Source organism: Shewanella algicola, from assembly GCF_014648035.1.
Classification (GTDB): domain Bacteria; phylum Pseudomonadota; class Gammaproteobacteria; order Enterobacterales; family Shewanellaceae; genus Shewanella; species Shewanella algicola.
Window position 1 is genome coordinate 39,073 of sequence record NZ_BMQI01000002.1, and the last position, 12,903, is coordinate 51,975.

Below are 12,903 nucleotides of genomic sequence, written 5' to 3' on the forward strand. Positions count from 1 at the left end.
TTTCAAGGAAAAATATAATGACAACCCAATTAAAAAACGAAAAGCTTTCTCCATGGCCTTGGCAAGTTAGCCAGCAGCACGTCAGTTTTGACCCTGCAGGAATGAACAAAAAGCTTAAAGACTTATCGCAAGCCTGTTATCTGGTAAATGACGCTCAGCAAGGTTTAGGCGTCGCGCAACAAGCTCAAGTGGTGACAGAATCAATTACTGCGGCCAATGAACTGCCTGTCAGCGCCTTTGCCCCAGCCCTTGGCACCCAAAGTTTAGGCGACAGTAATTTCCGCCGTGTGCACGGGGTTAAATACGCTTATTATGCTGGTGCTATGGCCAACGGTATTTCATCTGAAGAACTGGTTATTGCATTAGGTCAGGCTGGGATTTTATGCTCATTTGGCGCAGCGGGCCTTGTTCCATCTCGGGTTGAGCAAGCCATTGAGCGCATTCAAACCGCCCTACCAAATGGCCCCTATGCGTTTAACTTAATCCATAGCCCAAGTGAACCAGCACTTGAGCGTGGTAGCGTAGAGCTATTTTTAAAACACAAAGTGCGCACCGTTGAAGCCTCAGCCTTTTTAGGCTTAACGCCGCAAATTGTCTATTACCGCGCAGCAGGGTTAAGCCGTGATGCACATGGTGATATTCAAATAGACAACAAAGTTATCGCTAAAATTAGCCGCACTGAAGTGGCGATTAAATTTATGCAACCGGCACCGGTAAAAATGCTGCAACAACTGCTTGATGATGGCTTGATCAGCCCCGAGCAAATGGAGTTAGCCCAATTAGTACCGATGGCCGATGATATTACCGCCGAAGCTGATTCAGGCGGTCACACCGACAACCGTCCATTAGTGACCTTGTTGCCAACCATTTTAGCGCTGAAAGATGAAGTACAAGCCAAGTACAATTATAAAACCCCTATTCGTGTAGGCGCCGGTGGTGGTGTGGGTACGCCCGATGCTGCACTGGCAACCTTTAATATGGGCGCAGCGTTTATTGTTACCGGTTCAATTAACCAGGCTTGTGTTGAAGCCGGCGCCAGTGAACATACCCGTAAATTATTAGCCACCACAGAAATGGCCGATGTCACCATGGCGCCAGCAGCTGATATGTTCGAAATGGGCGTTAAGTTGCAAGTGGTTAAGCGCGGCACCCTTTTCCCGATGCGCGCTAACAAGTTATACGAAATCTATACTCGTTATGATTCAATAGAAGCCATTCCAGTTGATGAGCGTGAAAAGCTTGAAAAACAAGTGTTTCGTTCAAGCCTGGATGACATTTGGGCTGGCACAGTAGCGCATTTTAATGAACGCGACCCAAAACAAATCGAGCGAGCTACAGATAACCCTAAACGTAAAATGGCGTTAATTTTCCGTTGGTATCTTGGCTTATCAAGCCGTTGGTCAAATACTGGTGAAACTGGCCGAGAAATGGATTATCAAATCTGGGCAGGCCCTGCACTTGGCGCATTTAACGCCTGGGTAAAAGGCAGTTATTTAGATGACTACACCCAGCGCCATGCAGTAGACTTAGCCAAACATTTAATGCACGGCGCAGCTTACTTGGCACGCGTTAACCTATTAACGGCTCAGGGTGTTAGCCTACCCGTTGCATTACAGCGCTGGCGCCCAATAGATCAAGTGAAATAGCCTGAATAGGAACAATGATGAGCGACACACAAAAACTCGATTTTTCAGCGGTAAATGGCCCAACATTGGCGTCATTTAACCAGCAGAAAAACCTGATTAAACGCATGCTAAAAGGCAACAGCGCCACATGTGCCGACTGCAATAAACCACTGACATTGCAATTGCCGCCCAACAATAAAAATGCCAAGCCAAATGCGAAAGCGCCCGGTATTTATTGCGCTAAAGGCTGTACTGATATTGAGCTGGACATGGAAGCCGTTGCATTAATGAAATAATCCAAACTGATTTGGATTATGAATAAAAAAGACCCTCTTAGCTAAGAGGGTCTTTTTGCTTTTAGCACACCTTCATTCAAACTGCTTGCCACTGTTTAACTAACATGGCTGGACCACAAAGCTGAGTCATTGATTTATCGCCAGACAGTGCCGTTTCAAATATCTCAAAGGGTACATTTGGCCACAGGCTGATTTCAAACGAAGTATTAGCAGAAACAGCACCAACGCCTTTTGGGGTACCGGTCATCACAATATCACCGTCATTTAAGCTCATAAACTCACTAACCGCATCAAATATAGCTTGTGGTTGGTACATCATTAATTGCTGATGACCTAATTGCATCACCACATTACCAATGGTCAATTGAAAGCACCAATCTTTCATGTCTTCCGTTATTTCAATAAACTCACTCAGCAACACCGAACCATCAAACGCTTTAGCGCGTTCCCATGGCAACCCTTGTTTCTTTAACTTGGTTTGCAACTCGCGCTTAGTCATATCAAGACCTACGCCAATCGCGCTAAATTGGCCATTTTTAACCATAAAACACAGCTCAGCTTCATAGTGCAAAGGTTCAACTAAATGACTAAGTAATGTGTTACTAATGGCTGAATTGGGTTTCAAAAAAACCACCATTTCATCAGGCACGTCATTGCCCAGTTCATGAATATGGTCAACATAATTGCGCCCAATACAAACGACCTTCGAAGGGGTAATTAATTGTTGATTGTCTTGTTGTTTAAGTAATACCGTTTGTAAACCCACATTAACCTCGTCGAAAAATAAAGCACCCCAAAAACCATTAATTTAGGATAAGCGTTACACTAAGACATGAGCAATTAATATTTTTGATTATCTACCAAAAAATCATTATTTGGTTTTTTGAGTTGATTATTTGGGGTAATAGGGGGAATGGAGTTATACCAATCCATTCAATATGTGATCGTTCAATGGACGTTCAAAATACTGTAGGCAAGTAAATGATTGGATGAATCAAACGCTATGGTGTAAGCCATTGAGGATGTGTAATGAATAACGCAGCCATTGCCACGTTATTCATTTATATAGCAATAATCTACGCGTATTCCTGCATAAAATCATCAAGGTTGTCATTGATAATTTCAATTTCATCGCCTGTAAATTGGGCAATATGAAACAAGGCTTCGCCTTCATTGGTCACCGGAATATTACTGTTACCAATAATAATGCCGTCAGACGGTGCTAAAAGCGGCCATGGTTCGCCACCTATAGGGTTAACGATATTAGCCAATACCTGACCTTTTGATACACGTTCGCCCAGCTTTAGCTTAATGTTAACCAATCCATCGGCTTCACTGCGTACCCAATAACTGCGGCTGGCGTTCACACTGGTTGTTGTTTTAATTTTACCTTTTAGCATGCCAATACAACGCATCACATTAACCACACCATTGAGGCCTGACTTAATCGACATGTCGCTGAAGCGTAATGCTTCGCCCGCTTCGTATAAAATACACGGAATATCAAGGCTGTTGGCAAAACCACGCATTGATCCTTCGCGCGCTTTTGATGACATCACCACGGGTGCGCCAAATGCATTGGCCATGGCCAACATGGTTTCATTGTCAGTATCACAGCGGATCTGCGGTAAATTTTCGCGATGAATTGCGCCGGTATGTAAATCAACAATGTGAGTCGCACGCTTAACCAACATACTGCTAAACAAATGCGCTAAACGGCTGGCTAGCGCACCTTTAGCGGTGCCGGGAAAGCAACGATTTAAGTCGCGACGATCGGGCAAGTAACGTGATTGCTGAATAAAGCCAAATACGTTAACAATCGGGACCACTAATAATGTGCCGGTTAAAGTTTTAGCATTCACACGACCGAGCAAGCGTCGACATATCTCAATGCCATTTAACTCATCACCATGGATAGCTGCGCAAACTAATAATGTCGGCCCAGGCTTAGTGCCGTGGAACACTTCCACATGCAAATCCATTGGCGTATCGTTATACAGTTTTGCTGCGGGCAGTTTTACACTCAGTTGCGTGCCTGCCGTTACGCTAACATCACCAATAACAAACGGTTCGTGCTTTTTTGCCATTAACCGACTCCTTTAGTCTTCGAGCTAGTAGGCTTAACATTTTTTTCAATAAATTGAATGATTTTTTCTGCCACATCAATACCAGTGGCTTTTTCGATGCCTTCAAGGCCTGGTGATGAGTTAACTTCCATCACGAGTGGACCGTGCTTAGAACGTAAAATATCTACACCAGCAACGTTTAAGCCCATTGTTTTAGCCGCACGAAGCGCCGTTGAACGCTCTTCTGGGGTTAACTTCACAATGCTTGCAGAACCACCACGGTGCAGATTAGAACGGAACTCGCCCGGTAATGCTTGGCGCTTCATTGCCGCAATGACTTTATCGCCAATCACAAAACATCGAATATCCGCACCGCCAGCTTCAGCAATATACTCTTGCACCATGATGTTGGCTTTTAAGCCCATAAAAGCTTCAATGACCGATTCAGCGGCTTTACGCGTTTCGGCTAATACAACGCCAATACCTTGAGTACCTTCAAGTAATTTAATCACACACGGTGCGCCGCCTACCATATCAAGCAAGTCAGGAACATCGGCGGGTTGGTTAGCAAAACCGGTGACCGGTAATCCAATATTTTTACGTGACAAAAGCTGCAAAGAACGCAATTTGTCGCGTGAGCGAGTAATCGCCACAGACTCGTTTAATGGGTGAGTGCCCAGCATTTCGAACTGACGTAGCACGGCGGTACCGTAGAAAGTCACTGAGGCCCCAATACGCGGAATAACCGCATCAAATTTTGACAACTCTTCACCGCGAACATGAATGCTCGGTGCATTCATATTGATGTTCATATAACACTTTAATGGATCAATAATTTTAATTGTATGACCACGGGCTTCAGCGGCCTCTTTAAGTCGACTCGTCGAGTAAAGATTGCGGTTTCTCGACATAATGGCGATTTGCATTTTGCTATTCTCCTGCTAAAAACGACTCTGCCGAATTAACCAAAAAACGCCCTTCCAATGCGCGTCTGCCAAGTAACATTCTAAATTTCATGTGGTCTCGATTAGTTAACGTCAGCTCGATATCAAATTGTTGTTCACCGATAATAATCGGCGTTTTAATCACGTAGCGGTTAGTCACATGACCACCAGAGTCGCTGACGGCTCGACGATCAAATACAGGGAATTCGCACACTACTTCTCGGACTGAGTCTTGCTCCGGGTGAAGCCAAACTTTAACCCACTTTTGTTTTTCTTTTTGGAACGGTTTAATTTTAAACGCATGTAAACAGGACGTTTTTGCGCCAGTATCCACTTTGATTTTGACTCTTTCGTTGCCAATCTCAGGAAAAGTGCCCCACTCTCGCCAACCCACAATACCGAGGGAGTGTTCAGTCATGGTCAGTCCTTTCTTGTAGAGGAATTCTCATTCCAAAGTGTAATCTATCAATATAATCGATGTTCGATTATCTACTGTTATATCGCTAATCTGTGACTTAATTGTCATCATTGTCACTCTATTCAATATATTCTGACACACGTTCGCGCTCAGTTATTACACTAACATGTTAATCCATCACAGAGTGATAGGTGTCAGTGAATAGCACTAAATATGAAAAAGTATAGAAATAAAAAGTCACAATAGAAGGGATAAAACAACCTTTGAGCTCATTTTACCATTAACGCTTTATTTATATCAAACTAACATTCAATAGTTATAGAAAATAAATCAAAAACTCAGCATGTTACAAACACATTAGCTGACAAAGTAAAGCATCATAAAAATACATTAACTTTTAATATGTTGTGATTAAAACAACATTAAAAATAAAAATGACTAAATATCGCCCATATTTAAAACTGGGTAATGATTAACGTCAGTTTCACTCATTAAAGAGATTGATTATGATGTGGCATCATTTCAATATCTCATGCATTTCAAAAGGTATGCTCATGTTTAGCCAACAAAGCTTTGATTTTTTAGCTCTTCTCACCGCTAATAATGACCGAGAATGGTTCAAGACCAATCAATCGCAATATGAAGACAACGTTCGTACCCCAGCACTGAAATTTATTGAAGCGATGCAAGGGCCGATTTTGACTTTGTCACCTCGATTTACTGCCATTCCCAAAAAAGTCGGTGGCAGTTTAATGCGCCCACAACGTGACAGCCGCTTTAGTAAAGATAAAACACCTTACAAAACCAATGTCGGCATTCAATTTAGGCACTTTCAAGCAAAAGATGTTCACGCGCCGGGCTTTTATGTGCATGTGGCTAATGATGAATGTTTTATTGCTGCAGGTATTTGGCACCCTGAATCTCAAGCCTTAAATGCCATTAGACACTGCATTGATGAAAACCCAAACGGCTACAAAAAAGCCCTCGTAACATTAAAGCAAGCAGGTTTTGAATTAACGGGCGACAGTTTGATTAGACCGCCACGGGGATTTGACAGTCAGCACCCATTAATTGATGAACTCAAACGCAAAGACTTTATTGCCATAAAACCCGTCACGATTGAACAAGTGTGCAGTGAAAACTTTATCGATTTGTGTACTAAAGAGTTTGAGCAAACACGCTCATTAATGGCTTACTTGTGCTTTGCGTTGTCGCTAGACTTTTAACTCAGACAACATTGAACCTATAACAATGAACAGGCCTGAGTGCCGGTTCATTTTTATAGTTGTTTTAGCAACGCTAACTAACTCCGTTGGCTATGCTGTTTTCGCCTCAAGACATGGTAAACTAAGGCCATATTGCATTAAGTTGCACCTACACCTTTGCTATTTTGCCACATCAGGTTATCTCATGAGTCAAACACATTCTGCTAAACCCTTTCAGTCAGTATTTAATGACAGCGTTGTTATTGATGCCAGTACACCCGCGCAAAAGCGTGCGCTGAGTTATGCCACCACCATCGAGATGTTGTTTAACCAGGTTATGAACAGCAAAATGCCTGCCGATAGAATCATCGGTCAGTATTTTCGTGAGCACAAAAAGCATGGTTCAAAAGACAGACGTGTTATCCGCGAGAGTTTATTTGGTTTGTTCCGTTGGTGGGGCTGGTTGAGTCAATTGCAGGGCGAGCAGCCACACGTAATCTGGTTTAGACAGTTAAGTGCTTGTGCTGCACTTGAGCAACATGCATGGCAAGATATCACTCAAGCATGGAACACCTTAGCCACATGGTCGACAACAGAAAAAAATCCAACAGGCTGCGACAGTATCAATGACAAACTCGCACTGTTTATGTCGTTATCTGGACTAACAAGTTGTCAAATCAGCGATTTATTACCTAGCTGGTTTTGGCAAACCTGCCCTGTTGAACCTGCAGATAAGTTAGCGGTAGTAGAAGCGATGACCAGTCGTCCTCCAATCTGGGCGCGAGTACAGAGCATAAAAACCTCAGCGGCCATAACGCAACTGAATAAAGCCGGTGTAGACGCCATTGCCAGTCAATACTTTGCAGATGCCATAAGCCTGGGTCATAAAAGCATTAACCTCAATGAGATTGATACCTACAAGCATGGGCATATCGAGATCCAGGATTTAGCTTCACAAGTGATTGGCCAAATCTGTCAACCAGGAGCTGATCAAATATGGTGGGATGCATGCAGCGGCGCGGGTGGTAAAACCTTACAACTACGCTCGTTGATGTTACAACAAAATACCCAAAGCGCTGGCACGATTACCGCGTCTGACATACGCAATAAACCATTAGAAGAACTCAACAAACGAGCTAAACGCGCAGGCTTTAACAACATTAGCGTTGCCCCGTGGAAATCTGATGCCCTACCGGTTAATGCGGGTACATTTGATGGCGTATTAGTGGATGCGCCTTGTAGCTGCACAGGTACTTGGCGACGCAACCCAGATATGCGCTGGTTAGATGATGCTAGCGCTGTGACCGATAAGCCAGCGCTACAACTTGATATTTTAACCCGCAGTGCTGCTGCAGTGAAATCGAATGGCCAATTAGTGTATGCAACGTGCTCATTGTCACCAAGCGAGAACGAGCACGTTGTTGAAGCATTTTTAGCGCAAACCAATGAGTTTGAATTACTGCCAATTACACACCCATTTACTGGCGAATTGTGCAACATGATCACAATATGGCCTCAACTTGCAGACAGTGATGGTATGTTTGTCGCTAAAATGCGCCGTAAATAACCTGAGCTCGATGTATGGACTCCACCAACCACATTAGAAGTTGGCCATTACGTGAAGATGACCGAGGCCGTCTTTTAACGGCCCGTTTGAGAGCATGATGATAAACAAAAAAACGCCATCAAATTTGATGGCGTTTTTTGTTTAAATCGTTGTTATGGGTATCACTTATAATTGTAAGCCCATGCAACCCAGTTAGCAGGGTAAAGACTGTTTGATAGGCATTTATTATCCGAGCTTAAGTTACTTACGGTGCAATCGCAAAATCAGTTCGGCTTCTGCTTTAGGTAATTCGCATTCTTGCATTAGCTCTTCCACTCCAGCACCTAAACCCACCATTTTAACGGCACGAGAATACAGCTTAGCTTGTGGATCTTGTTGACTGGCTTCTTCAAGCATATCTGACTGTTGGGAGAGCTTCTTTTCCAACTCAACAACCCTGCGGCCAACCCCAATAGTACCGCTGCGCAGCTCATGCAACTCTCGCTTTACGGCCTCACGCTGACGATCGCTTTCTTTAACTAATACCGTTAACGCATCGACTTTAGTTTTCAGTTTTCGGGATTGTTTTTGTAAATAAAGCACGAAGCCAAGACAAGCGATAACGCAAACTAAAGCAGCAATTAAAAATTCATCACCCATTAACATACCTTTATTGCGTTCCCTGCTAAGCAACCCAAAGCCAACACGTTTATTGGGTTGGCTTTTTGAGACAAGGTTATGATTAAAGTTGAGTTAATTCAACCCACTCTTCATCTGATAACAATTTATCTAGGTCAACTAAAATCAATAATTCGTTATCGCGGTTACTCACACCTTGAATAAACTTGGCGCTTTCTTCGGTACCTACGTTAGGGGCGTTGTCGATTTCTGAACGACGTAAATAAACCACTTCTGCGACGCTATCAACCAAAATACCAATCACTTGTTTTTCAGCTTCAATAATCACAATACGGGTTGAGTCATCAAGCTCTGCTGACTGTAAGCCAAAACGTGAACGGGTATCAATAACCGTTACTACGTTACCGCGAAGGTTAATAATACCTAACACATAATGCGGTGCACCTGGCACAGGAGCAATTTCGGTATAACGCAATACTTCCTGAACTTGCATTACATTAATGCCGTAAGTTTCATTGTCTAACTTAAATGTTACCCACTGTAATACTGCATCGTCTTTACCTGCAGCAACCGCTGCTACACTTCTAGAATCGCTCATAGTTAACCTCGGTCAATCGAATCCTGACAGCCTAAACCTGCATCAAGCATTTCGATTAATGCTTGAACATGCAAAATGCCACACATTTGTTGTTTTACTACCCCAGCAAGCCATGGACGCTTACCCGGTTTTTCACGCCAATTGACGTGAGATTTATCTATTTTAACGGCATTAACCAGTGATTCACACGTTAATCCCCAATCACTGTTTTCTAACATAACAAGATATTGATAATCTACTGTTTCTGCCAGTTCCGGTGTATATTTTTCAGGCATAACCCAAGCACAGGTATCGACCACATTAATTTTACTGTCACGGTGTGTCTGCACACCTTTAAACCATGATGGACGACCAATAATGTGATTAATTCTGTCTATCTTGATGATGCCACCTAAACTAACCAGTGGCACAGCTAAAGTTAACCCGGCAACATTAAAGAATAACACCTGAAACTCATCTTCTAATACTTCTTGTAGATTACGAGTAATACTTGGCGGTGTTGCCCCTGTTTGGGTTTGCGCCTGTTGTGCCGCTTTGTCTTCAGCAAGCTTATCATGCTTAATAATAGCTTCTTTTAATTCAGCTAGCTCAATATTGTCAGTTTTTATATCGACTAACGGTTTGATTTCTTTATCCGTTAGTGGTTTATTTTGTAAGTTTGCCCTATCAGACGCTGCTTGCTCAAGGGTTTTGATCTCAGTTTGACTAATTGCCTGGCGCACACGTTCTGCACTGGCTTTTATTTGCTGCTTTATATCTAGATTTGGCGTTGCGGGCTTAGACACGGCAGACAACAGTTTTTCAAGCGCAAGTTTATCGACAACAGCCGCTGGCTCGGCAAAGTCTCTGTTTTGAGATTGTTTGGTCACTGCTGTTTGCGTGCTAATGACCGTCGTCGATTTACGACTTTCATGCCGCGCCACTCCAACCGTTTTGCTCGCAGCGATAACGTCTACTGATTTAACCGTGGTAGTCAGTTTTTCTGATAAGGCTTCAGGATCGACTGTAGGCTCCGATTGTTGACTCGGTTCCTGTAATAACAAACTGAAATAATCAAAAACAGTTTCATCAACCGATTTTGACATGAGCAAACTCCCGAGCGTATAAAAAATCAAGCAGGCGATTATAGGCTTTCACCCCACGACTTGTCGCGGAATAATGTGATGCGGGCAAATGCGCTAAGCTGGCGTCTCTAAATTTAGTGTCAACGGGGATCACATCATTAGGCCATAAGGTTTGGCCATATTTATCTTGTAAGAACTGCAAAGCGATGGGTGATGCTTTGGTGCGCTTGTCATACATGGTAGGTAAAACCGTGTAGCTGTAACGCGTTTTTTTAGACCGCCCCATGATTTCCATGGTTTTTACCATTCTTTCTAAGCCTTTAATCGCCAAAAACTCGGTTTGCACTGGAATAATAATATGTTGGCTTGCCGCTAACGCATTTACCATGAGTACACCAAGTACTGGAGGACAATCAATAATTGCGACATCGTACTTGTCTTCGACTAATGCCAATAGATTACGTAACACCAACCCCATGCCTTCTTGATGCCCCAATGAGCGATCTAACGTCGCTAAGGCCATATTGGCAGGAATGATATCTAAGCCTTCAATTTGAGTGGGTATGACATTTTGCAGTATTAATTCTTGGGTCAACGTTTGATGATTTAAAAACACGTCATAAAGCGAACCAGGCACTTCTTCAGAATCAATGCCTAGATAATAGCCCAAAGAGGCATGTGGATCGGTGTCAATCATCAACACCCGCTGACCACGCTTAACTAACGCTCCCGCGAGGCTAGCTACTGTGGTGGTTTTACCCACGCCACCTTTTTGATTTGCTACCGTCCATACTTTCAAAAAAAGCCTCTCAACTTATCATTATGTGATGGAATATTTATTGTTGTTTCTGCTGTTTATCATCACGGGTTGTTACCCGTATTCCGCCATTAGGTAAGCTTATCACTTTAACCCCTTGCGCATTTTCTGACACTATAACTTCTTGAGTTTGAAATATCTGTGCGCTGTCGGACGATTGTGGCATGTGGTTATTTTGGGACTCGACGTCATGATGAGTACCTGGGCCAATTAACACACTTTTTGCTTCATCTTGAGTACCGGTGTCAATAATGGCTTGGGTTTGTTCAGGATGTTGGCTTAGCCAATTAGCAATATTAGCCGCTTGCTCTTCAGGTACCATCAATAACACTTGTGATGATTTTAACTGCTCAATGTCTTGAGTCATTAATGCCATTTTTCGTCTGGCATCAACATATAAACTGGCCAAAACGATGATAGTAATACAGCACAAAAATAATACTAGCATGAGTTTAGTCGAAAAAACGCGAGTGGGCTTAGCCACGGCTAGTCTCTTTTAAGATGGCATCTGCCATACTATCAAGCGCGATTGAATGAGCTGCAAGACCTGCTGAAACAATTGCTTGCGGCATACCGTATACCACACAGCTTGCTTCATCTTGGGCCCAAATGGTTGCCCCGACAGACTTAAGCATTCTGGCCCCTTCGCGGCCATCGGCGCCCATGCCAGTTAATACCACAGCCAACACATCACCGCCAAAGGCTTTTGATGCAGACGCAAAGGTAATATCTACCGAAGGTTTATAGTTCATATCACTGGTGCCTGACACCACTTTTAAACGCCCCGTAGTTCCATTGCGTTCAATCATCAATTGCATCCCGCCAGGCGCAAGATAAGCGCAACCTGGACGCATAACATCACCCGTTTGAGCTTCTTTGACGTTAATTTTACACAGCGTATTTAATCGTGCAGCAAAAGCAGGTGTAAACGCGGCCGGCATATGTTGAATAAGCACAATGGGATGTGGGTAATTAGCCGGAAAAGCGGTCAACACTTTTTGCAGTGCCACCGGGCCGCCTGTAGACGTTCCGATAAACAGCGCTTTATATTGTTTACCACTCGCACGAATATTAGTTGTAGACGCAACAGCAGGCACTGGGCGCTCTATTGCTGCGGGTGTTAAACCACGACGAGATGTTAACCCTGTGTGGGTAGACGCTGAGTCGGTGTTAAGTCTCGATGTTAATGGTCGATGGGCTGCACTTAGGTTTGAGTGAGCTAAACCGCTCGAGCGACGCGTTTCTATGGGCGTTGGCGAAGGTGCACTCACAGGACGATACATTCGTCTTCGTCCCAACGCTTTAATACGTTGTTGTAATTGGCTAATGGCTTCGTCTTTATTAGTGGCGATATCTTCAAAACGTTTTGGTAAAAAGTCGAGCGCCCCTGCTTCTAATGCATCAAGTGTCGCTTTTGCTCCGTCGTGGGTTAACGAAGAAAACATCAAAATAGGGGTTGGGTTACTTGCCATGATTTCACGGACGGCACTGATCCCGTCCATCACCGGCATTTCAATATCCATAGTGATGACTTGTGGCTTTAATTTGGCTGCCATCTCAACGGCTTCTTTGCCATTTACAGCGACAGCAACGACCTCGAGATCAGGATCTTGATTAACAATCTCACTGACTCGACGTCGAAAAAAGCTAGAATCATCTACAACTAATACTTTTATGGCCATTTA

Annotated in this window: 14 protein-coding genes; 4 read left to right on the top strand and 10 right to left on the bottom strand. The window is 43.5% G+C overall.

Translation table 11 applies throughout. The annotated features are described in order from the left end of the window. Positions 1–17 precede the first annotated feature (17 nt). The gene (gene pfaD, locus IEY42_RS01355; RefSeq protein WP_188923593.1) at positions 18–1,646 is read left to right on the top strand and encodes an eicosapentaenoate synthase subunit PfaD; all 1,629 of its coding nucleotides are present in this window, start codon (positions 18–20) and stop codon (positions 1,644–1,646) included. A 17-nt stretch (positions 1,647–1,663) separates the two neighbouring features. After that, positions 1,664–1,921 carry a hypothetical protein gene (locus IEY42_RS01360; protein WP_188921947.1) on the top strand — a complete coding sequence of 86 codons (258 nt, stop codon included), beginning with the start codon at positions 1,664–1,666 and terminating at the stop codon, positions 1,919–1,921. A gap of 76 nt (positions 1,922–1,997) precedes the next feature. On the opposite strand, the gene IEY42_RS01365 is transcribed toward IEY42_RS01360, so the two are convergent. The 4 genes from IEY42_RS01365 to IEY42_RS01380 all read right to left on the bottom strand — a co-directional run bounded on the left by IEY42_RS01365 (position 1,998) and on the right by IEY42_RS01380 (position 5,349). Beyond that, complete coding sequence (locus IEY42_RS01365) at positions 1,998–2,687, bottom strand: fumarylacetoacetate hydrolase family protein (protein WP_188923594.1); 690 nt, start codon at positions 2,685–2,687, stop codon at positions 1,998–2,000. Between the two features lie 310 nt (positions 2,688–2,997). Then, positions 2,998–4,008 carry a succinylglutamate desuccinylase/aspartoacylase family protein gene (locus IEY42_RS01370; protein ID WP_188923595.1) on the bottom strand — a complete coding sequence of 337 codons (1,011 nt, stop codon included), beginning with the start codon at positions 4,006–4,008 and terminating at the stop codon, positions 2,998–3,000. Beyond that, entirely contained in the window at positions 4,008–4,913 is a 906-nt protein-coding gene (gene rimK, locus IEY42_RS01375; protein WP_188923596.1) for a 30S ribosomal protein S6--L-glutamate ligase, read from the bottom strand. The genes IEY42_RS01370 and rimK overlap by 1 nt, the downstream gene beginning before the upstream one ends. A gap of 4 nt (positions 4,914–4,917) precedes the next feature. Continuing rightward, positions 4,918–5,349 (bottom strand): ATP-dependent zinc protease family protein, encoded by a 432-nt coding sequence (locus tag IEY42_RS01380; RefSeq protein WP_188923597.1) that lies wholly within the window; start codon positions 5,347–5,349, stop codon positions 4,918–4,920. A gap of 554 nt (positions 5,350–5,903) precedes the next feature. On the opposite strand from IEY42_RS01380, the gene IEY42_RS01385 reads away from it, so the two are divergent. Both IEY42_RS01385 and IEY42_RS01390 read left to right on the top strand, forming a co-directional pair. Beyond that, the gene (locus IEY42_RS01385) at positions 5,904–6,575 is read left to right on the top strand and encodes a DUF2461 domain-containing protein (protein ID WP_188923705.1); all 672 of its coding nucleotides are present in this window, start codon (positions 5,904–5,906) and stop codon (positions 6,573–6,575) included. A 184-nt stretch (positions 6,576–6,759) separates the two neighbouring features. Then, complete coding sequence (locus tag IEY42_RS01390; protein WP_188923598.1) at positions 6,760–8,121, top strand: RsmB/NOP family class I SAM-dependent RNA methyltransferase; 1,362 nt, start codon at positions 6,760–6,762, stop codon at positions 8,119–8,121. A gap of 240 nt (positions 8,122–8,361) precedes the next feature. Here IEY42_RS01390 and IEY42_RS01395 read toward each other — a convergent pair whose 3' ends face one another. The 6 genes from IEY42_RS01395 to IEY42_RS01420 form a co-directional block, all read right to left on the bottom strand. Beyond that, positions 8,362–8,760: a DUF2802 domain-containing protein gene (locus tag IEY42_RS01395; protein WP_188923599.1), complete on the bottom strand. Its 399-nt coding sequence runs from the start codon at positions 8,758–8,760 to the stop codon at positions 8,362–8,364. An 82-nt stretch (positions 8,761–8,842) separates the two neighbouring features. After that, positions 8,843–9,337 (bottom strand): chemotaxis protein CheW, encoded by a 495-nt coding sequence (locus tag IEY42_RS01400; protein WP_188923600.1) that lies wholly within the window; start codon positions 9,335–9,337, stop codon positions 8,843–8,845. Between the two features lie 2 nt (positions 9,338–9,339). Continuing rightward, positions 9,340–10,422 carry a chemotaxis protein CheW gene (locus IEY42_RS01405; protein ID WP_188923601.1) on the bottom strand — a complete coding sequence of 361 codons (1,083 nt, stop codon included), beginning with the start codon at positions 10,420–10,422 and terminating at the stop codon, positions 9,340–9,342. Beyond that, complete coding sequence (locus IEY42_RS01410) at positions 10,406–11,200, bottom strand: ParA family protein (RefSeq protein WP_188923602.1); 795 nt, start codon at positions 11,198–11,200, stop codon at positions 10,406–10,408. The genes IEY42_RS01405 and IEY42_RS01410 overlap by 17 nt, the downstream gene beginning before the upstream one ends. A 37-nt stretch (positions 11,201–11,237) precedes the next feature. Beyond that, a complete protein-coding gene (locus tag IEY42_RS01415) occupies positions 11,238–11,702 on the bottom strand; it encodes a membrane anchored protein in chemotaxis locus (protein ID WP_229779853.1) in 465 nt (154 codons plus the stop codon). Further along, positions 11,695–12,900, bottom strand: coding sequence for a protein-glutamate methylesterase/protein-glutamine glutaminase (locus tag IEY42_RS01420; protein WP_188923603.1), 1,206 nt, complete (start codon positions 12,898–12,900; stop codon positions 11,695–11,697). Before IEY42_RS01420 ends, IEY42_RS01415 begins: the two co-directional genes overlap by 8 nt. Positions 12,901–12,903: the final 3 nt, after the last annotated feature.

Excerpts from the sequence above, each read along its gene's own strand:
- IEY42_RS01395 (WP_188923599.1), bottom strand. The coding sequence starts at position 8,760 with ATGGGTGATGAATTTTTAATTGCTGCTTTAGTTTGCGTTATCGCTTGT.
- IEY42_RS01360 (WP_188921947.1), top strand. The coding sequence starts at position 1,664 with ATGAGCGACACACAAAAACTCGATTTTTCAGCGGTAAATGGCCCAACA.
- IEY42_RS01385 (WP_188923705.1), top strand. The coding sequence starts at position 5,904 with ATGTTTAGCCAACAAAGCTTTGATTTTTTAGCTCTTCTCACCGCTAAT.
- IEY42_RS01390 (WP_188923598.1), top strand. The coding sequence starts at position 6,760 with ATGAGTCAAACACATTCTGCTAAACCCTTTCAGTCAGTATTTAATGAC.
- IEY42_RS01380 (WP_188923597.1), bottom strand. The coding sequence starts at position 5,349 with ATGACTGAACACTCCCTCGGTATTGTGGGTTGGCGAGAGTGGGGCACT.
- IEY42_RS01405 (WP_188923601.1), bottom strand. The coding sequence starts at position 10,422 with ATGTCAAAATCGGTTGATGAAACTGTTTTTGATTATTTCAGTTTGTTA.
- IEY42_RS01370 (WP_188923595.1), bottom strand. The coding sequence starts at position 4,008 with ATGGCAAAAAAGCACGAACCGTTTGTTATTGGTGATGTTAGCGTAACG.
- IEY42_RS01420 (WP_188923603.1), bottom strand. The coding sequence starts at position 12,900 with ATGGCCATAAAAGTATTAGTTGTAGATGATTCTAGCTTTTTTCGACGT.
- pfaD (WP_188923593.1), top strand. The coding sequence starts at position 18 with ATGACAACCCAATTAAAAAACGAAAAGCTTTCTCCATGGCCTTGGCAA.
- rimK (WP_188923596.1), bottom strand. The coding sequence starts at position 4,913 with ATGCAAATCGCCATTATGTCGAGAAACCGCAATCTTTACTCGACGAGT.
- IEY42_RS01400 (WP_188923600.1), bottom strand. The coding sequence starts at position 9,337 with ATGAGCGATTCTAGAAGTGTAGCAGCGGTTGCTGCAGGTAAAGACGAT.